The 16,551-nt window shown below is 61.2% G+C and carries 22 protein-coding genes and 1 tRNA gene; 3 read left to right on the top strand and 20 right to left on the bottom strand.

Features of this window, described 5'->3' with window-relative positions:
* From ACILRA_RS08440 to ACILRA_RS08475, 8 genes are all read right to left on the bottom strand, one after another.
* A partial coding sequence (locus ACILRA_RS08440; RefSeq protein ID WP_395661659.1) for a TatD family hydrolase occupies positions 1 to 261 on the bottom strand: 261 nt, incomplete at its 3' end.
* A gap of 2 nt (positions 262 to 263) precedes the next feature.
* Positions 264 to 1,811, bottom strand: coding sequence for a methionine--tRNA ligase (gene metG, locus ACILRA_RS08445; RefSeq protein ID WP_395661660.1), 1,548 nt, complete (start codon positions 1,809 to 1,811; stop codon positions 264 to 266).
* Between the two features lie 19 nt (positions 1,812 to 1,830).
* Positions 1,831 to 2,865, bottom strand: coding sequence for a DNA polymerase III subunit delta' (locus ACILRA_RS08450; protein WP_395661661.1), 1,035 nt, complete (start codon positions 2,863 to 2,865; stop codon positions 1,831 to 1,833).
* A complete protein-coding gene (tmk, locus tag ACILRA_RS08455) occupies positions 2,865 to 3,491 on the bottom strand; it encodes a dTMP kinase (RefSeq protein WP_395661662.1) in 627 nt (208 codons plus the stop codon). The genes ACILRA_RS08450 and tmk overlap by 1 nt, the downstream gene beginning before the upstream one ends.
* Entirely contained in the window at positions 3,492 to 4,670 is a 1,179-nt protein-coding gene (locus ACILRA_RS08460) for a D-alanyl-D-alanine carboxypeptidase family protein (RefSeq protein ID WP_395661663.1), read from the bottom strand.
* A 194-nt stretch (positions 4,671 to 4,864) separates the two neighbouring features.
* Positions 4,865 to 5,866 carry a septal ring lytic transglycosylase RlpA family protein gene (locus tag ACILRA_RS08465; RefSeq protein WP_395661664.1) on the bottom strand — a complete coding sequence of 334 codons (1,002 nt, stop codon included), beginning with the start codon at positions 5,864 to 5,866 and terminating at the stop codon, positions 4,865 to 4,867.
* A 113-nt stretch (positions 5,867 to 5,979) separates the two neighbouring features.
* Positions 5,980 to 6,702, bottom strand: coding sequence for a tetratricopeptide repeat protein (locus ACILRA_RS08470; RefSeq protein WP_395661665.1), 723 nt, complete (start codon positions 6,700 to 6,702; stop codon positions 5,980 to 5,982).
* Between the two features lie 12 nt (positions 6,703 to 6,714).
* Complete coding sequence (locus tag ACILRA_RS08475) at positions 6,715 to 7,161, bottom strand: DUF2147 domain-containing protein (protein WP_395661666.1); 447 nt, start codon at positions 7,159 to 7,161, stop codon at positions 6,715 to 6,717.
* Between the two features lie 93 nt (positions 7,162 to 7,254).
* Here ACILRA_RS08475 and ACILRA_RS08480 point away from each other — a divergent pair, with 93 nt between their 5' ends.
* Together ACILRA_RS08480 and ACILRA_RS08485 are read left to right on the top strand one after the other, a co-directional pair.
* The gene (locus tag ACILRA_RS08480; protein ID WP_395661667.1) at positions 7,255 to 8,022 is read left to right on the top strand and encodes a class II aldolase and adducin N-terminal domain-containing protein; all 768 of its coding nucleotides are present in this window, start codon (positions 7,255 to 7,257) and stop codon (positions 8,020 to 8,022) included.
* A 58-nt stretch (positions 8,023 to 8,080) separates the two neighbouring features.
* Positions 8,081 to 8,170: transfer RNA gene (locus ACILRA_RS08485), tRNA-Ser, on the top strand.
* Positions 8,171 to 8,299: 129 nt separating this feature from the next.
* On the opposite strand, the gene ACILRA_RS08490 is transcribed toward ACILRA_RS08485, so the two are convergent.
* The 3 genes from ACILRA_RS08490 to ACILRA_RS08500 are packed head-to-tail and all read right to left on the bottom strand — an operon-like array spanning position 8,300 to position 9,185.
* Complete coding sequence (locus tag ACILRA_RS08490) at positions 8,300 to 8,701, bottom strand: hypothetical protein (protein WP_395661668.1); 402 nt, start codon at positions 8,699 to 8,701, stop codon at positions 8,300 to 8,302.
* Positions 8,698 to 8,889, bottom strand: coding sequence for a hypothetical protein (locus ACILRA_RS08495; RefSeq protein ID WP_395661669.1), 192 nt, complete (start codon positions 8,887 to 8,889; stop codon positions 8,698 to 8,700). Before ACILRA_RS08495 ends, ACILRA_RS08490 begins: the two co-directional genes overlap by 4 nt.
* Positions 8,886 to 9,185, bottom strand: a complete 300-nt coding sequence (locus ACILRA_RS08500) for a hypothetical protein (protein ID WP_395661670.1) — start codon at positions 9,183 to 9,185, stop codon at positions 8,886 to 8,888. The genes ACILRA_RS08495 and ACILRA_RS08500 overlap by 4 nt, the downstream gene beginning before the upstream one ends.
* A gap of 487 nt (positions 9,186 to 9,672) precedes the next feature.
* Here ACILRA_RS08500 and ACILRA_RS08505 point away from each other — a divergent pair, with 487 nt between their 5' ends.
* Positions 9,673 to 10,002, top strand: coding sequence for a hypothetical protein (locus ACILRA_RS08505; RefSeq protein ID WP_395661671.1), 330 nt, complete (start codon positions 9,673 to 9,675; stop codon positions 10,000 to 10,002).
* Positions 10,003 to 10,111: 109 nt separating this feature from the next.
* Here the strand turns inward: ACILRA_RS08505 and ACILRA_RS08510 are convergent, their stop codons facing one another.
* The 9 genes from ACILRA_RS08510 to ACILRA_RS08550 form a co-directional block, all read right to left on the bottom strand.
* The gene (locus ACILRA_RS08510; RefSeq protein WP_395661672.1) at positions 10,112 to 11,152 is read right to left on the bottom strand and encodes an AAA family ATPase; all 1,041 of its coding nucleotides are present in this window, start codon (positions 11,150 to 11,152) and stop codon (positions 10,112 to 10,114) included.
* The gene (locus ACILRA_RS08515) at positions 11,152 to 11,745 is read right to left on the bottom strand and encodes a hypothetical protein (RefSeq protein ID WP_395661673.1); all 594 of its coding nucleotides are present in this window, start codon (positions 11,743 to 11,745) and stop codon (positions 11,152 to 11,154) included. Before ACILRA_RS08515 ends, ACILRA_RS08510 begins: the two co-directional genes overlap by 1 nt.
* Positions 11,738 to 11,941, bottom strand: a complete 204-nt coding sequence (locus ACILRA_RS08520) for a hypothetical protein (protein WP_395661674.1) — start codon at positions 11,939 to 11,941, stop codon at positions 11,738 to 11,740. The genes ACILRA_RS08515 and ACILRA_RS08520 overlap by 8 nt, the downstream gene beginning before the upstream one ends.
* A gap of 66 nt (positions 11,942 to 12,007) precedes the next feature.
* Positions 12,008 to 12,211, bottom strand: a complete 204-nt coding sequence (locus tag ACILRA_RS08525) for a helix-turn-helix domain-containing protein (protein ID WP_395661675.1) — start codon at positions 12,209 to 12,211, stop codon at positions 12,008 to 12,010.
* 122 nt (positions 12,212 to 12,333) lie between these two features.
* Positions 12,334 to 13,062 (bottom strand): hypothetical protein, encoded by a 729-nt coding sequence (locus ACILRA_RS08530; RefSeq protein WP_395661676.1) that lies wholly within the window; start codon positions 13,060 to 13,062, stop codon positions 12,334 to 12,336.
* Positions 13,063 to 13,161: 99 nt separating this feature from the next.
* A complete protein-coding gene (locus tag ACILRA_RS08535; RefSeq protein ID WP_395661677.1) occupies positions 13,162 to 14,388 on the bottom strand; it encodes a tyrosine-type recombinase/integrase in 1,227 nt (408 codons plus the stop codon).
* Positions 14,389 to 14,824: 436 nt separating this feature from the next.
* Positions 14,825 to 15,088 carry a hypothetical protein gene (locus tag ACILRA_RS08540; RefSeq protein ID WP_395661678.1) on the bottom strand — a complete coding sequence of 88 codons (264 nt, stop codon included), beginning with the start codon at positions 15,086 to 15,088 and terminating at the stop codon, positions 14,825 to 14,827.
* Between the two features lie 332 nt (positions 15,089 to 15,420).
* On the bottom strand, positions 15,421 to 15,822 hold the full coding sequence (locus tag ACILRA_RS08545) for a hypothetical protein (RefSeq protein ID WP_395661679.1): 402 nt from the start codon (positions 15,820 to 15,822) through the stop codon (positions 15,421 to 15,423).
* 173 nt (positions 15,823 to 15,995) lie between these two features.
* On the bottom strand, positions 15,996 to 16,205 hold the full coding sequence (locus ACILRA_RS08550; protein ID WP_395661680.1) for a hypothetical protein: 210 nt from the start codon (positions 16,203 to 16,205) through the stop codon (positions 15,996 to 15,998).
* Positions 16,206 to 16,551: the final 346 nt, after the last annotated feature.

Consider the following 16,551-nt stretch of genomic DNA (forward strand, 5'->3'; position numbering starts at 1 on the left):
TTTCGGGTGCTGTGCTAGCCGCGCAAGATCCTGCGCGGTGACGTCCAGTTCCTCATGCGCGTTGTGAGGATGCGTGCCGACAGTACAGAAAACATTGGGATTATCTTCTGCGATGCCCTGAAGCCTGCCGAAGGCGCGGACGCGGGAAGAAATCGATACCATCAGGCCCACCCCCGCCTCCTCGGCACGCGCCAGGACACTGGGGAGTTTCTCGTCCATGCCCTCGAAATCGAGATGGCAGTGGCTGTCGACGGCCAGCATGCTCACACCTTTGCCGCCTCTTCCTCGATATAGCGCGGGAAGATGGGTTGCGGTGCTGGAAGCGGCGTTCCTGACACGAGCCGGTTGCCGAGTTCGGCAAAGCTGCGCGCATGGTTTTCCATGCCAAGAAGTTGCAAAAGTGTTGCTGCCGATGACGGAATGTAGGGTTGGGACATGATGCCGATGATGCGCAGGACTTCCGCCGTGACATAGAGGACCGTTGCCATCCTGGATGGATCGGTCTTCTTCAAAGCCCAGGGTTCTTGCGCGGCAAAGTAGCGGTTGGCGTCGGCCACAACCCGCCAGATGGAGTCGAGCGCCTTGTTGATGGCGTGGTTCTCATGTGCCGCGCGCGCCTCGGCATGAATGGCATCGGCGGCCGCGAGGATTTCCCTGTCGGCATCGGAGAGCGGTCCGCAGTCCGGCACGACCCCGCCGCAGTTCTTGGCGATCATGGAGAGGGAGCGCTGGGCCAAATTCCCCAGGTCGTTGGCGAGGTCCGCATTGATGCGGTTGACGATGGCCTCATGGCTGTAGTTACCGTCCTGGCCGAAGGGTACCTCGCGCAGGAAGAAATAGCGGGTCTGGTCCACGCCATAGGTCCGCACCAGATCGGAAGGCGAGACGACATTGCCGACCGACTTCGACATCTTCTCGCCGCGGCTGAACAGGAAGCCGTGTACGACGACCTGCTCCGGCACGGGAAGGCCGGCTGACAGAAGAAAGGCCGGCCAATAGATGGCATGGAAGCGGGTGATGTCCTTGCCGATCACATGGGCGGATGCAGGCCAGAACGCCGCGCGCGGCGCATTGGAATCCGGGAAACCCGTGGCCGAAAGGTAATTGGTGAGCGCGTCGACCCAGACATACATCACGTGCTTCGGATCGTCCGGCACGGGGATGCCCCAGTCGAAGGTGGTTCGTGACACGGACAGATCGTTGAGGCCGCGCTTCACGAAGGCGACGATCTCGTTTCGATAGTGCTCCGGCGTGACGAAGTCCGGGCGCTTTTCATAGAGTTCAAGCAGCTTTCCGGCATAGGCGGAAAGGCGGAAGAAGTAGCTCTCCTCCTCAACCCATTCGACGGGGGTGCCGGTCTTGACTGAAAAGCGCCTGCCCTCGCGCAGCTCCGTCTCGTCTTCGGCGTAATAGGCCTCGTCGCGGACGGAGTACCAGCCGGCATATTTGGAGAGGTAGATGTCGCCGTTGGCGGCCATGCGGCGCCAGATTTCCTGGACCGACCGCTTGTGGCGCTCCTCCGTGGTGCGCAGGATGTCGTCGGCGCGGGCGTTGAGTTCCTCGCCCATCGTCTCGAACTGCGCCGCCGTGCGATCGGCCAGCTGCTGGGGCGTCATGCCTTCGCGCGCCGCGGTCTGCTGCATTTTCTGGCCATGCTCGTCCATGCCGGTGACGAAGAGCACGTCATAGCCGTCCAGCCGCTTGAACCGGGCGATGGCGTCAGTCGCGATCCGCTCATAGGCGTGGCCGATGTGAGGCGCGCCATTGGCGTATGGGATGGCCGTGGTGATGTAAAATTTCGGTTTCGACATGGATCTCTATCAGTTCGGGTCAGGAGGCCTTGAGCGCCTCTTCGAGGCGCATCAGCGCATCGGTAACCGTTTGGCGGCGGTCGAGGTTTAGGGCATCCGCTTGCCGGAGGGAAGAGTGGATGTCGTCATGCGCGGCGGCGAGCGCCGCACCATGCCCGGCGAGGCCCGCAGCACGCGCCTGCTCCGCTGCCCAGCCCACCAGCAGGTCACAGAAGATGTAGAAGTCCTCAGCCGTCTCGCGGCCCGAAAAGGCCGACGCAATCTCGACCGCGGTCGCAGGCGACAGCTTGGAGCGCTTCAGGAACTCGGCAAAGGCCGCAGCACCGTTCGACCCGATCATCTGGAGGGCGAGACCCGGACTCCCGCGCGACAGCCCGGCCGCATGTTCGATTTCAGCCTCGCTGGCGCCTTCCGTTGCCTTGGCAGGAAGGCCGCGAAGGACATTGACCGCATCAGCTATCCCCAGGCGCTGGAGCGGCAGGTGGAGGCAGCGCGAGCGGATGGTGGGGAGCAACCGGCCGGGCTGGTTGCAAACGATCAGGAAGACCGCCTGTTTCGGGGGTTCCTCGATGAGCTTCAGCAAGGCGTTTGCCGACGACTTGTTCAGTTCGTCCGCCGGGTCGACCACCACGACGCGCCATTCGCCGCCAGCCGCCGTCTGCCCAAGAAAGCTTTGCGCCTCACGGGCATCGTCGACCGCGATCTCCGTCTTGAGACGTTTCCTCTTGTCATCCAGGGCGCGCTGGATGACGAGCAGCCCCGGATGCCCGCCAGCAGCCACCTGCCGGAAGGCAGGTGCTTCTGGCGCGACATGCAGGGAGGCATGCGCCCTCGCCTGCTCGGCCGACGGCACGCGGAACAGGAATTTCGCGAAACGATAGGCAAGCGTTGCCTTGCCGATGCCGCGCGGACCCGAGATGAGCCAGGCATGGTGGAGCTTGCCGGACTGATGCGCCTGCAGGAGGCGCGCCTCCGCCGCGCCGTGGCCGGTAAGGTCCACCGCACGGCGGGGGTGCCATTCGACGTCCCGCGGATCCTCGGGTTTTTCCTGCATCACAGCACGCCGCCGAGGACGGACCAGACGTCCTCTGTCACCGCATCCACGTCCTGGGCGGCATCGATAAGGCGGCAGCGCTTCGGATTGCGGCGGAGGATGTCGAGGAACCCCTCGCGCAGCTTCATGTGAAAGGCGAGGCCCTTGCGCTCATAGCGATCCTCGGCAACGGCATCGCCGCGTTCCCTGGCGCGGGAAAGGCCAAGAGCAGGATCGATGTCGAAGATCAGCGTCAGCGCCGGCCGGGTATCGCCCACGATGGCGTGTTCCAGGGCGTCGATGAAGCCCGGGTCGCAGCCCCCGGCATGACCCTGATAGGCGCGGGTCGAATCCATGAACCTGTCACAGAGCACGATCCTGCCCGCGGCCAGAGCCGGGCGGATCACCTGCTCGAGGTGCTGCTCACGCGCGGCGTAGTTCAGCAGGGCTTCTGATTTCGCCGTCCAGCGTGCGACGTCTCCCGACACCAGAAGGCTGCGTACGGCCTCGGCTTCGGGCGTGCCGCCGGGCTCACGCGTGGCCAGCACGTCGCGGCCCGCCGCCGCAAGGCGCGCGGCGAGGCGCTTGATCTGCGTCGACTTGCCGGAGCCCTCGCCGCCTTCGAAGGTGATGAAGAGAGGGGCCATCTAGCTGCCGAAAATCATGATGAAAACCGAATCAAGCGCGCGTGACCACATGGAGGGTTCCGCCGCCACGGGCGAGGCGGTGACGACAGGCACGTCCGCCACGGTGATGCCATCGACGATGAAGCGGACCTTGCCCACTTCCTTGCCGGCCTCCACCGGGGCCATCAGCGGCCCGTTGTAGGCAAGCTTCACTTCGGCGATTTCCTGTTCCTGGGCGGTCAGCGCCACGCGGATGCCGGCTGCCGCAAGCAGCGGAACGCTCCGCTGCGTGCCGCCCCACACCCGCGCCTGACCGACCCTGTCACCCTTGGCATAGACATCGACGCTGCGGAACTGGCGGAAGCCCCAGTCGAGAAGGGCCTGGGCCTCCTGGCGGCGCTCGTTGATGCTCTTGAGACCCGCGATCACCATGATGAGGCGGCGCCCGTCGCGCTCAGCCGAGCCGACGAGGCCGTAGCCCGCCTCCTTCGTGTAACCGGTCTTCATGCCGTCAGCGCCGGGATAGTCCTTGAGAAGCGGATTGCGGTTCTGCTGGGTGATGTCGTTCCAGGTGAATTCCGGCAGGGCGTAATAGGCGTAGTAGTCCGGAAAGCTGGTGATGATGTGACGCGCGAGGACGGACAGGTCACGCACGCTCATGCGGTGCTCGGGGTCCGGCAAGCCGGTGGCATTGCGGAACGTGGCGTTGACCGCGCCCAGTTCGCGCGCGCGTGCCGTCATGCGCTGTGCGAAGGCGGGCTCGCCTCCGGCAATCGCCTCGGCGATGACGATGCAGGCGTCATTGGCGGATTGCACGACCGCCCCCTTGATCAGGTCCTCGAGGCGGACTGAGGACTTGACCTCGGCGTACATGGTTGAGCCGCCCGACATCGCGCCGCCACGCCGCCAGGCGTCCTCGCTGACGGTGAAGCGCTGGTCGAGGGTGAGCGTGCCCGCCTTCAACGCCTCGAAGACCATGATCATGGTCATCAGCTTGCTCATGCTGGCGGGAGGAATGGCTGTGCCGGCGTCCTTTTCGAACAGCACGCGCCCGGTGCGTGCATCAATCAGGATCGCTTGGAGCGCTTTGGTCGTGAACTCTTCCTGTGCGGCCGCAGGCTGCGCCAACCCCAGCATTGCCATGAGGCAGGCGAGAAGGCCGGCGCCCAGCACGCGCCGCATAAGGTCGGAAATGCTCATGGAAAGAAGTTAGAGCATGATCCGCAGAAGTGGAAACCACTTTTGCGGCAAGAATGCTCAAGCAATTGATCTGGCGTGCGCCTAGAGCATGAACGCCAAAAGTGGAAACCACTTTTGCGAAAAGATCATGCTCAAGCCATTGAACTTGCGCGAGTTCTTTTCGACCAGGTGATTCCACCTGGTCGGAACGCGCGCTAATCCAGCGCAGCCTGGACGGCCTCGTTGCGGATCATGCGCGCATCCCCATAGCCGGCGGACTGGGCGTCAATGAGGGCTGTTTCGGCGTCTGCCACGCTCGCGATGGGGCCCAGACGCACCCGGTAGACAGCGCCGGAAGCGCCCGAAAGCTCGATGAACTGAACGGGCCAGACGGAGGCGAAGCGGTCTCGCGCGCGGGCAGCGTTCTCACCATCCGAGAAGGACCCGATCTGGACGAAAAAGGTGACTTCAGAGCCTGGGGCTTGCCCGGCCTCGGGCTCAGCCTGGTAGGATGCCGTTTCGAGCTTTGGCTGCGGGGGAGCTGTCTTCTTCTTGGGCTGGGACGTGACGGCTGCGACCTCTGAGGCCGGGGCCTTGCCCTTGCGGCGGTCGGCGGCGGCAATCATCTTGCGCACCGGCGTTCCACGGTCCAGTTCCTTGTTCATGGCCATGAGGTGGGAGCCGTCGTCGTTGAGCGGGGCCCGCCCGATGTATTGTACGCGCACCTCGGCCTTGCCCTTGTGCTTGAAGTCCAGGGCTTCCGCCGAGCGCTTCGACAGGTCGATGATGCGCGTGCCGACGAAGGGACCGCGGTCGTTGAGGCGGACCACCACCTCGCGGCCGTTCTCGAGGTTGGTGACCTTGGCGTAGCTCGGCAGCGGCAGCGTCGGATGGGCGGCGGTGAGGCGCGTCATGTCGAACCATTCGCCATTCGAGGTCTTGCGTCGGTTGAAGGCCTCGCCGTACCAGGACGCCATGCCCTTCTTGTCGTAGTTCGGCTGTTCCTTTGGCTCGTAAGAGCGGCCGGCGACCTTGTAGGGCTTGCCGACGTGATAGCGCCCGCCGCCCCAGGGCACCGGGCCCTTGCCTGAATAATGCGGGCTTCCCGTGCCGGCGAAGGGATCCTGCTTCGCCTGCTGCTTGCCCGAAGAGGAACAACTCGCCAGCGCAAGGCCCATGGCGAGGAGAACGACGGACTTGCTCAGTAATCTGTACATCAACACGCTCCGCCTGCCTGGCCACGCGCGCACCGGCGCGTGCTGGCAATCACACGAACGCTGAAATTGCGCGGGGGAACGTAAACGTGGCGTTGGGAAACATGGTTAACGGCCTAATTCACGGCCGTGCCTGCCTTTGCCTCCAGCCGGTCGATGTTCTGCCGGGCCTTCTCATTGCCCTGGGCGAGCGACTGCCGGTAAAGGGCCAGGGCGCGTGCGGCGTCTGCCGGTGTGCCCCAGCCCATCTCGAACATGCCGCCGAGGTTGTTGAGCCCCCAGGGGTCATTCTGGCCGGCAGCACTCTCGAACAGCTTGAAGGCCCTTACGATGTCGCGCGAGACCCCCTTGCCTTCAAGGTACAGCATGCCGAGGTTGTTCTGCGCATCGGCAAGGTTGAGGTCCGCCGCCTTGCCGTACCATTCGGCGGCCTTGGCGAGGTCGGCCCCGGTTCCCCTGCCCTGCTGGTAGGCCTGGCCCAGTGCGTTCATCGCCTGCGGGTGACCTTTGGATGCAGCATCCTGATAGAGCTTAAGGGCGGTGGGCAGATCCTGCTTCAGTCCCTTGGCGCCGCGCGCAACCAGCCGCGCCAGGTGGAACTGTGCCTCGACATTGCCCTGCAGCGCCGCCTGGCGGAACCAGCGCGCGGCCTCCGCCTCGTCTGCCTTGCCTCCGGCACCCGTCTCATAGGCGAGGCCCACCTCGAACTGGGCATCGACGTCGCCCACCCGGGCGAGAGTCAGCTGCTTCTCGAAGGGAAGCTCCTTCAGCGCCTGCGGCAGCGCGGGGCCGAATGAGCCGATCAGGAAAATGAGTGCCAGTGCCGGAACGAGGCGCATTGCGCGATCAGCCTATTGGAGACGAACGAATTTCATGGAACTGCAGAATACCGATGCAACACAGCCTTTCACACGCATGGTGTTGGCGTTCTGCAACGTCATGTTCGAGGAGTAGGTGTTGCCGTCGTCCGGATTGTAGATGGTGCCGGTCCAGTAACCGTCACCCTGGGGCTTCATGTTGCTCAGGATGGTGAGCCCGATGACCGGCCGCCGGCGCAGCGCGGGGTTGGGGTTTTCCTTGTCGAGGCGGGGACGGCCCTTGTCGTCCCGGGGCTTCTTCAGGCCAACCACCGTGCCGCAGAGATTGGACCCGCAGTGCGCCACCCGGACGGTGACCCGGCCGTTCTCCATGCGCCAGACACCTGTTGCCTCGCTGGCCGCGGCGGCGCCCGGAAGCGCCATCAACCCCGCGGCAGCCCACGCCAACACCGCCAGCCTCGAAACCACACCGATCATCATCGCTCCACCCTCATGCACGATTTTCCCCGCAAGGCCGATTGCCCGGACGCCCCGCCGGGGCTATCCTGCCTTGCAGCAGCACAGGAGATTATGATGAGTAACCTCGCCACTCTCAAGACCGCACGCAGTCTTGAATCCTCGGAATGGCAATTGCGTGTCGACCTCGCGGCAGCTTTCAGGCTCGCCGCCATCAACGACTGGCACGAGGCGGTGGCCAACCACCTGAGCCTCGCCGTTTCAGCCGATGGCAAGAAATTCCTCATGAACCCGCGCTGGAAGCACTTCTCGCGAATCAAGGCCTCGGAACTGCTGCTGCTCGACAGCGCCGATGCCAGCACGATGAACCGCCCCGACGCACCCGACCTCACCGCATGGTCGATCCACGGCCGCATGCATGCGAACGTGCCCCAGGCGCGCTGCATCATCCACCTCCACCCGCCCTATGCGACCGCACTGGCCTCGCTCGCCAACCCGGACATTCTGCCGATCGACCAGAACACCGCGCGTTTTTACAACCGGGTCGCCGTCGACAACGACTACGGCGGCATGGCCAACAGCGATGCCGAGGGCGACCGCCTGGGCGGCCTGCTGGGCAACAAGCAGATCATGATGATGGGCAACCACGGCGTTCTCGTCTGCGCATCGACCGTGGCGGAAGCCTTCGACCTCACCTACTACCTCGAGCGCGCCTGCCGCAACCTCATCCTCGCCTATTCGAGCGGACAGCCGCTCAAGGTCATGAGCGCGGCCGTGGCCGAAAAGACCGCCCAGGAATGGGAGTCCGACCGCGACCAGTTCCACTCCCATTTCGCGGAGATGAAAGCCATCCTCGACGAGCGGGACCCTTCCTACGCCGAGTGATCCAGAGCCCGTTGAGAAGCCCGGCGAAGGCTGCTAGAGCAGAGCTTCGTCGGCACCTGGAGGGGTGGCAGAGCGGTCGATTGCGGCGGTCTTGAAAACCGTTGAGGGTTCGCGCCCTCCGGGGGTTCGAATCCCTCCCCCTCCGCCAATAATCCTTTCTAATCTATTGATTTGTCGTGATATCTTCTGTGAGGACTTATCTCTGTCCTACCAATTGTCCTACCGGGTGGCCGATTTTCACCCGGGATAGCCTGTGTTCATGGGGCGAGCGCCACGGCTATTGTTCCCGGTCAGGCTTCAGCCCGAGATAGCGGGCGACAATCAGCCGGATTGCCCCGGCTCGGGTGAGGTTGCCGCCCTGCTCTGCAATGAACCTGTCCAGCGCAGTCTGCAAGCCCGTCACGTCAGCAATGGAATGCGAATGGGAAACCGCCGCCTTGCCATCCAATGCCGCCTGAAGGCCGGACACGTCAGAAACAAGATGCGTGTGAGACGTCGCAGCTTTGCCGTCCAGCGCGGCCTGCAAGCCGGTGACATTGGTGATGGTATGCGTGTGCGGTGTCGCCAGAATGTCTGCAATCGGATAGTTCCGAAGTTCACGCCCGCTTGGGCTCCAGCCGAGAAGCGTGTTGCCTTCATTCCGGGGCCATTGCCAGCCAAGAGGTCCTAGCCTGCTCATGCGTTCACCCTCGCACGCGGCACGCCTGTCTCGATGACAACGAAAGGCTGGCCGCTTTCATTGGCGCGGCGTTCGGCTGCAGCCCGGTCCGCATTGTCTTCCGGGGATCCCCAAACGATGTGCGCGGTGGGCTTGGCTGGCCTCAGGGCCTCAAGCCGGGCAATCCTGCGCTCTATGGATGCACTCATTCGCTTTGCTCCTTTTCGAGACGGGAAATGCGCTGCTCAAGCTCGACGGTTTCGATGATCCGCCGATGTGTTTCCAGCATGGCCGAAATGTCCCGCGCGTCCTCGACGGCAAGCTCGCCTTTCGAAGTCGCCTTCATGATGGCCTGATGAACGTCCCCAATCGTCTCGGTGTTGATCTTCTCGGGAAGCTCAAAGGACACCAAGCGCGGCTCGGGCTGAGGCCGGGGGTGACAGTACGCTGCAGCCATCTTCGCACACGCAACCCGGAGCTCGGGCGGTGTTGCTTCATTGCGCATGAGCCTCAATGCAAAGGCAACCGGCGTCTCGCCAGCCTCAGCAAGGGCCATAAGGGCGATGGTCCGCTTGTTCCGGCTTCCTACCTCGCGGCCCTTTCCAGCGTTTCCATGTGCCATGTCGTTACCTTGAATTTCCTAGTTTGCCGTTCGGGATCAGGCGGCCTGAGGCGAGTTATCATCACTGCCAGGAACCCGGCGAACGAGTGTTTCAAGGCCAATAGCAAGCCCCTCTCGGGCAACGTCGGAACGACTGCGGGCCGAGACCCTTGCGGCATCATCAAGCCGATCCCGGAGTGTTGACGGAATCCGGAGTTTCAGCACGTTGGCGAAGTTCATGGCGTGGTCCCTTGTGGCCCGTTTGTGCCCACAATTTTAACCAAGATTGTTACCGAAATATGTTCTTGGTCTGTTCTGATGTTTGCTAAGGCGGGCTCATGAAGCTTTTTGCGCTAATCGTCACTAAGCTCCGAAAGAGGGAAGGCCTCTGTTGCCCTATGACGGCAATGATCCGGTGGGGTTTGTTGTCAGCCTGAACCTTCGGCGGCGGCACCTGAGCGAGGGGCAGCGCGGGTGGGTTTCAGCGCAAATCGCAAAACTAGGGCAAGGCAGACCAACGGAAGATAATCCGGCAAATTTGCCGGTTATTCCGACGCAATCTCAAGCGGCGGAAATGTTAAATGTGTCTGAGCGAACAGTCAGAAACGCGGTTGTCGTCCGCGATCACGGCGTCCCCGAGCTTCAGCAAAAAGTCGCCAAAGGCGAAGTAGCCCCGTCCACCGCCGCTGACGTGGCCCGTCTCAAGATCGCAGGGGTCTGACCCCCGATAAGATCGATAAGAAAGTAAGATTGGGCACTGAGGGAGACTGCCACGAAAGCCTGTTTCTTATCTTCTTATCGATCTTATCGGGGGTTGAGGGGGGGGGTATTCACTCCATAAGATTGGACTTGTCGGGGTGAACGTACCTGCCCCGTTCAGCCTTCAGCGCTTCGCCGGACTTGCCCATTTTGTAGAGCAGCTGATCAACGCTGTTCCGCGCCATGCCAGAAGCAACAGCGATATCCTTCGGTGAGAGTGGTTCTGTCGCCTCTAGAAGAATGTCTAGGATCGTACCGCGCTCATCAGTGCGGCGCACCTCGGAAGCGTCACCCTGCAGCGTCCAGCGGCAAGCGTCCTTTGAGAAGGCAATGGCTTTCTCGAATTCCGAGATATCCCGGCCACGGCCGTACAAGCTGATTCCGTTCCCATCGCGGTCCAAGATCAACGCGGTGTCGGCTGCACCCGTAAGCCCGAGCGTTCCGGATACCTTCTCAAATGGATCGGACTCGCCGATGCCCTTCCTGACATGGTGCACGATCAAGACACCAAGGCCAAGATCGCCAGCAAGTTCCTGCACCGCTTTCACTGCAGAGTAATCGTGCTCGTATCCCGTCTCTTGGTTGCCCCGCGTCGGCTTGAACATCGCCAGGACGTCGATCACCACAAGGCGGGGATCGGGTCTGGAAGCAGCCCAAGCGCGGATCGCCTCAACCCCGCCCGCATCACATCGGGGCCACTCCGTCGCAAAGTCGAGGCGTTCTGGAAACGGCTCTGCAGAACCCGCAACGGACACCCGATCAATACGCGATTGCAGGCGGCGGCGGTTGTCCTCCAAGGCCAAATACAAAACGTCACCTTGAGGGCAAAGACGATCCCCTAGGCAATAGTTGCCCCTCGCCACCGCAAGGGCGATATCCAGCGCCATCCAGCTTTTGCCAAGCTTTGGCTTGCCCGCGAGGATTGTCGCACCTTCTGGCAAGACGTCCGGCACGATCCACTTGATCGGGGGGAACTGCATCGCTCCCAACTCTTTCGCGGAGAAGATTGCGGGACCCTTGGGTTTGCCCTGTCTAGTCGCCTTCGCGGGTTCTGGCGCGGGGTCTGTGTCATCGAACTCCGCAGCGGTGCCGTATACTGGATTGTAACTCACTATGCGGCCCTCCGCGCCGGGAATTTCGGGAACAGGATGGAGTTGCGATCAACCAAAGGAGTGCAGAGGATAGGTCCCAATTCCCGCGCGTGATCGGCGTCCTCCGCCAACAGATCACCGAGCTTCCGGGATAGGAAGGAAGGGGCGGTGAGATGGTCAAGGATAACCGTGCCCGAGCACCCAGCCTTCAGCCATTCCAGCGGGCGACGGTGAACGTGCAGTTTCTTGCCGAATGTCCATGACGCCGGGTTTGTGATGTTGGTCATTCCCAGAAGCGGGGCATTGCCCATCGCTGTCCCGAAGCGATCAGGGTTGACTATCGAAAAGGCGCACAGGTCAATCGTGGTTGCCGCGTCCTCGTCCAGAACCTCAAACACAAGAGACTTCTCTCCGTCGTGGTCAAAGTGGAAAAGGCCCGTATCATCCAAGATGCAATGGAAGCCGGACGCAATCCCGGCATGGGCCGCAGTTTGCTTAGGGTCTATCCCCTGCGCTTTCAGGTATTTGTCGACCTCAAGGATGACCGGACCGAAAGACGCTTCGTAATAGTCTCGAAGCATAGCCTTGAGGGCGGGGGTGAAGAGGCTATCCATTGGCCACCTCCTCGCGGAAGCCGTCCAGACGTATCGTCTGAATCGCCATGATCGCAATTGCCGAAGCCGGCGCCCGGCGTGTACCGTACCTGTCGCTAATGTAAGGATGGCCGTCTAGCCCGAGAAATACCCGGCTACGCTGTTGATCGCGGTTGATTTTTTCTGAGAAATCTTTATGTGATGTGTCGCCAGCCACGGCAATTTTCCTTCTCTTGAATTGAGACTGAGCAAGCCCCGGACCGCACCTCCGGGGTTTGTCGTTTTACGCGGCCTGTTTGGTGGGGGTGCGGACCGGAAGGTTTTCGACGTAGCGCCGGATTTCCGACACCTCGACAACGGTTCTGCGGCCGATCTTGCGGGCCTTGAGTTCGCCCCGCTTGATCGCGGCAAAGGTGCTTGTGCGCCCCATGTTGAGCATGCGCGCCGCCTCGGCAACCGACACGGCAAAAGGAAAGATATCAGCCATGATAAACCTCGTGATCTACCGGGGGCCGCCCGGAACGGTCACCAGACTTCGGTCTGGTTCACGAGGTTATGCGGGAAATCAGGGGTGCATTGCTGCTGCCATTAACTGGAACTAGTTCCAGTTTATCTCCGCTGCCGGTGCATCTCATCGAGCTTCCGGAGAAGCCTCTTGGCGTGTGTGTCTATGTTGGACTTCTCGGTTCCGTCACCGCGTGTGACGGCAGTTCTCTCTTGCAGGACAGCTTTCAATTGGCTTCTGAGTTCCGCCTTCGCGTCCTCAAGTCTGTAGCCTCTGAACGGCCCTTCCGATGTATCGTAATCCTTCGTCACTGCATCGAGCGTCCGGTTGATGACATCAAAATCGAGTGGCGCCGTTTCGCGTGAGGCCCGGCCCTTCGGCCTGTGTTTAGGCTGGGAACCCGGCTTGGCCAGAAATGCTTTACTGTATAGGTCTAAGAAGAGATTTGCCGTGTCGCGGTGGTCTCGCTCCTGCTGATCCTGAATTACACGCATCCACTTATCAAAGGCAGTCAGCTCGATGTCGCCACGGTCGAGCATCAAACTGAGCAGATGAATCCGTTCGGTGTTGGAGAAGTGCTCGGCAAAGCACGTTTCGGTGTTGCACTTCACTTCGGCCTGTAGCGCTTTATACTGGCCTTTCCGCGCGCTCTTGGGCATTTGCGTCAAAAGGCTTTCCATGAGCGTGCAGAGTTCGGGAATGCCGATCTCCGGCTGCCCAGGTTCCGCTATTTGATCGCGTTCATACAGGCAATAGCCCGCAACGCGTGAAACGAGCGTCTTGATATCGACTGCCGTCGCTAGCTTGGGATTTGTCCAACGCTTGCCGCGCATTGCGTGTGCACCATCACTCGCACCTCGAAGGGTGCGCCGGGCGGTGGAAGGTGCATTCCATTTTCGGCCCGTCGGCCTAGCCCGGCGTGGTCTGTTCTATCAGGTTCCCGCAGATCGCAGGGTCACCACATTGCCGTTCGACGCCGGTTCACAGAATGCGGCCCATGCCTCCATGAGCTTCCGCCGCTTCTCGAATTGATCGCCGCGCCGGTATGCAGCTTCGGCCTTGTCGCTGATGCGGTGTGCAAGGGCATGCTCGCATGTCTCATGGGGAAACGAGGTCTGCTCAGAAGCCCAATCCCTGAAAGTGGACCGGAAGCCGTGAACAGTGATGTTGTCCCGCTTCATCCGGCGAAGCTGCATTGTCATGGCCATGCCGGAGAGAGGCTTGCCCCTCGCGTTGCCGGGGAACACATGCGGGTTGCCATCCAGCATGCGAAGACTCCTGAGAATGTCCAGCGCCCGATCTGGCAGGGGAATGCGGTGGGCTTGGCCAGCCTTCATACGCTTGGCGGGGATTGTCCACACGGCCTTGTCGAGGTCGAATTCGCTCCATTCCGCGTTCAACACCTCGGAAGACCGGGATGCCGTCAGGATGCAGAGTTCCATGGCCAGCGCCGCCGTCGATTGGCGCGCCCTCAGATCGGCCATGAAGGCGGGAAGACTGTCGTAGGCCAAGGCTGCATGATGGCCGCGTGTGAGCTTCTGGCGGGCCGGGAGAAGGGTTTTGAGATGGCCCCTCCATGTGGCGGGGTTCGGACCTTCCCGGAAGCCCATGGCGCGCGCCGCGTCCAGTACATTCTCGATGCGGCCTCTTAGCCTTGAGGCCGTCTCGGGAACTTCCGTCCAGATTGGCTGCAGGACCGAAAGAATTGCAGCGGTATCAATCCCGCTGATCGGCCTGCCACGGATCGACCGGCAATAGGCGTCACCAAGGGTCATCTCCCATTGGGCGATATGCTTCGCATTCCGAAACTTAGGCTTGTGGCTCTTGATGTAGTCGTCTGCGAAAGCCCCGAAGGTGGGAACGGTGCGGTCGGACTTCTCGCGCGCGTCCTTGCCCATGACCCTCATGGGATCGGTGCCGGTCCTGAGGATGGCCCTTGCCGCGTCAGCCTTCTGGCGCGCTTCCGCCAGCGACACGCCGCCCGGTCCGGCACTGCCAAGCCCCATGTCCTTCCGCTGCCCTCCAAACCGGTAAAAGAAAGTCCAGCGCTTGCCGCCGTTCGGTGTGATGCGGAGATAGAGGTTAGGTGTCCCTTCGTCCGAATACCGGCCCGGCTTGGTGAGGGTTTCCACCTTCCGTGCATTCAACTTTCCGGCCATGGCGCAATCTCCGCATGTCAGTCTGTCCTACCATGTGTCCTACCAATTTTGCCGGATTACCACAACCTCTAATGAACGGTTCTGAACATGTGCGGTGGAAAGGGCTTAATATACAGGCTCTTGTTAGAACGGTGGCGGTTCAAATTGAACGATTGGGAACGGTAGTACAGCGGACTCCCCCTCCGCCAGTATTTCTTTATAACAAATTGATATTGCTGTTGTATTTTGGTGAGTGGCAATTCGCTTCTCACCATTTTCCACAGCGCTGGTGCTGGACAGGCATGGCTGAATTGCCGCGGTCTGACGCGACATACTGAAAATGCAACCTGTCGGCACGGAAGACGATGCGCGCTCGTCTCACCGGACTGGGCTGATCGCATGACCGCTTGAACGTCAGTCCTGCCGGGTAGCTGCTACCGGGGGCCAAAACCCGACGTCAATTTGTGACTCTCTCGCCAGGCCGCCAATAGCGCCGCTCAAGGCTCCGCCGCCGCTCGGCGAGTTCTCGCTCGAATTCCTCGCCGCGTTTCCGGTCGATGAACTCCTCGCGGATCACCAGGATCAAAATCACCAAGACAACGGCCAAAACGATCGACAATGCCAGCGAAGTGCTCACCGGACCCTCCCATAAATGGGTTTGATGTTCCGGCACAACACTTGGTCGGGCAAGAGCCCGCATGACTTTGTCCACAGCGATCAACGCGTTTTCCGCAGCCCGGTTGTGAGGCGCCGCCTACGGAGAAAGCTGGAAGAAAGGCCTATTTCTTCACCAGAAGATCCAGACCTCTGGACACTCATCAACGCTAGCAGTCAATTTCGGATCAACTGAGTTTATATCCGCTGCCATAGATAATCCCAGGGTTGCAATAGCTCTCGTATCCCCCCGCTCTGCACCGTGAAATGTTTCGAGAACGCACGCAAACAAAGTTAGTCAAAAGAGACTGAAAAAGCGAAGTAAGCTCAACTTACCCGGTAATCGCTGAATCTCACCCAACGCATTGGCTGGTTATTCTGCAATGCGAAAAGAACCGATCATGCATGGTGTTCGAGTTGTGGAACGCTGCTCGGCGCCGGCAGCAAGAAAACTGCACTGCGCAGGTAAGCTTTCACCGCAGCTTTAAATGCCTCCTGCACGTCCGAGGGCGTTGCCCCCCTGAATTCGACGTCGTCCAAAAGGTGTCTGATGCGGCCGACGAAGCAGCCATCGAGGAAGGACCATTCAACGTCGGCCTTGTAGCCATCCTGCGTCATCCAAAAGCTCATCGCCCGAGCCAAATCCTCGCGAACCCTCGGAAGCAGATCGATGTAAGTCCCCTCTGCCACCTTGAGGAAGGCGTCGCAGACCCTCACGTGGCGCATGTGTGCTGTCGTGTCCCACGGCGCGCTTGCCTTGACTGGCGCCGTTTCCGGCCCGATTCCAAGCATGCGATTCAAGTAACTTTTGCTATCCACGACTCAGCCCCCTTATTTTTAATCATTGGAGGCAGAGGAACAAATTACGGTTAACAGAGTGTTAACCAGATGGGCCTGAACGGGACGCGAAATGCCCACCCGCTAAATCGTCTGGAAGAGGTGGATGGTTGTGGGACGTGCGCGGCGCGCTGGCCTCAACGCTTGACGAGCGATGTCTTGCGCTCCAGGTGGACCGTCTGCGCCAGCATGAGCATCAGGCCGATACTGCCCGTGAAGATGACGACAAGCACCCAAACTTCGGACTTCATGCCGACGGCCCGTGCGCGGTTCTGGAGGAGGAAGAAGGCGATGGTCACGCTGAGAAGGCGGTCGAACCAGACCTGCACGCCCCAATGGGAGCCCATGAGGACTGGCCAGAAGCCAAGAAGCCCCTCCTCTTAAATCGCAAAACCCGTCCACGCCATGAATGGAACCACAACTGCCGCCGGTACGAGCCAGGCAGGCCAAGAAACCCGCTCCTTGGTCTGCGTGACAAGCAGCATGGCGACCGCTGCGACCGCAAAACCGGCAAGCGCAAATGACTCTGTCAAAGGCATTCTCAACCCCCTGTCCGTCAGCGAGTGATCAGGCTAGTGGATTGGCCGGGACAAAAGAGTCCGATTGAAGGTTCCCAACGGCTTGTTGACGTGCGAATCTGAAAGGATGCGCAATGGTATCAGTTTCACCGTTTCCGCCGCCGACTGTCAGCGT

Origin of the sequence: Aestuariivirga sp. (genome assembly GCF_044239095.1) — a bacterium.
Taxonomy (GTDB): Bacteria; Pseudomonadota; Alphaproteobacteria; order Rhizobiales; family Aestuariivirgaceae; genus Aestuariivirga.

Excerpts from the sequence above, each read along its gene's own strand:
- metG (WP_395661660.1), bottom strand. The coding sequence starts at position 1,811 with ATGTCGAAACCGAAATTTTACATCACCACGGCCATCCCATACGCCAAT.
- ACILRA_RS08450 (WP_395661661.1), bottom strand. The coding sequence starts at position 2,865 with ATGCAGGAAAAACCCGAGGATCCGCGGGACGTCGAATGGCACCCCCGC.
- tmk (WP_395661662.1), bottom strand. The coding sequence starts at position 3,491 with ATGGCCCCTCTCTTCATCACCTTCGAAGGCGGCGAGGGCTCCGGCAAG.
- ACILRA_RS08460 (WP_395661663.1), bottom strand. The coding sequence starts at position 4,670 with ATGAGCATTTCCGACCTTATGCGGCGCGTGCTGGGCGCCGGCCTTCTC.
- ACILRA_RS08465 (WP_395661664.1), bottom strand. The coding sequence starts at position 5,866 with ATGTACAGATTACTGAGCAAGTCCGTCGTTCTCCTCGCCATGGGCCTT.
- ACILRA_RS08470 (WP_395661665.1), bottom strand. The coding sequence starts at position 6,702 with ATGCGCCTCGTTCCGGCACTGGCACTCATTTTCCTGATCGGCTCATTC.
- ACILRA_RS08475 (WP_395661666.1), bottom strand. The coding sequence starts at position 7,161 with ATGATGATCGGTGTGGTTTCGAGGCTGGCGGTGTTGGCGTGGGCTGCC.
- ACILRA_RS08480 (WP_395661667.1), top strand. The coding sequence starts at position 7,255 with ATGAGTAACCTCGCCACTCTCAAGACCGCACGCAGTCTTGAATCCTCG.
- ACILRA_RS08490 (WP_395661668.1), bottom strand. The coding sequence starts at position 8,701 with ATGAGCAGGCTAGGACCTCTTGGCTGGCAATGGCCCCGGAATGAAGGC.
- ACILRA_RS08495 (WP_395661669.1), bottom strand. The coding sequence starts at position 8,889 with ATGAGTGCATCCATAGAGCGCAGGATTGCCCGGCTTGAGGCCCTGAGG.
- ACILRA_RS08500 (WP_395661670.1), bottom strand. The coding sequence starts at position 9,185 with ATGCGCAATGAAGCAACACCGCCCGAGCTCCGGGTTGCGTGTGCGAAG.
- ACILRA_RS08515 (WP_395661673.1), bottom strand. The coding sequence starts at position 11,745 with ATGGATAGCCTCTTCACCCCCGCCCTCAAGGCTATGCTTCGAGACTAT.
- ACILRA_RS08525 (WP_395661675.1), bottom strand. The coding sequence starts at position 12,211 with ATGGCTGATATCTTTCCTTTTGCCGTGTCGGTTGCCGAGGCGGCGCGC.
- ACILRA_RS08530 (WP_395661676.1), bottom strand. The coding sequence starts at position 13,062 with ATGCGCGGCAAGCGTTGGACAAATCCCAAGCTAGCGACGGCAGTCGAT.
- ACILRA_RS08535 (WP_395661677.1), bottom strand. The coding sequence starts at position 14,388 with ATGGCCGGAAAGTTGAATGCACGGAAGGTGGAAACCCTCACCAAGCCG.
- ACILRA_RS08550 (WP_395661680.1), bottom strand. The coding sequence starts at position 16,205 with ATGGGCTCCCATTGGGGCGTGCAGGTCTGGTTCGACCGCCTTCTCAGC.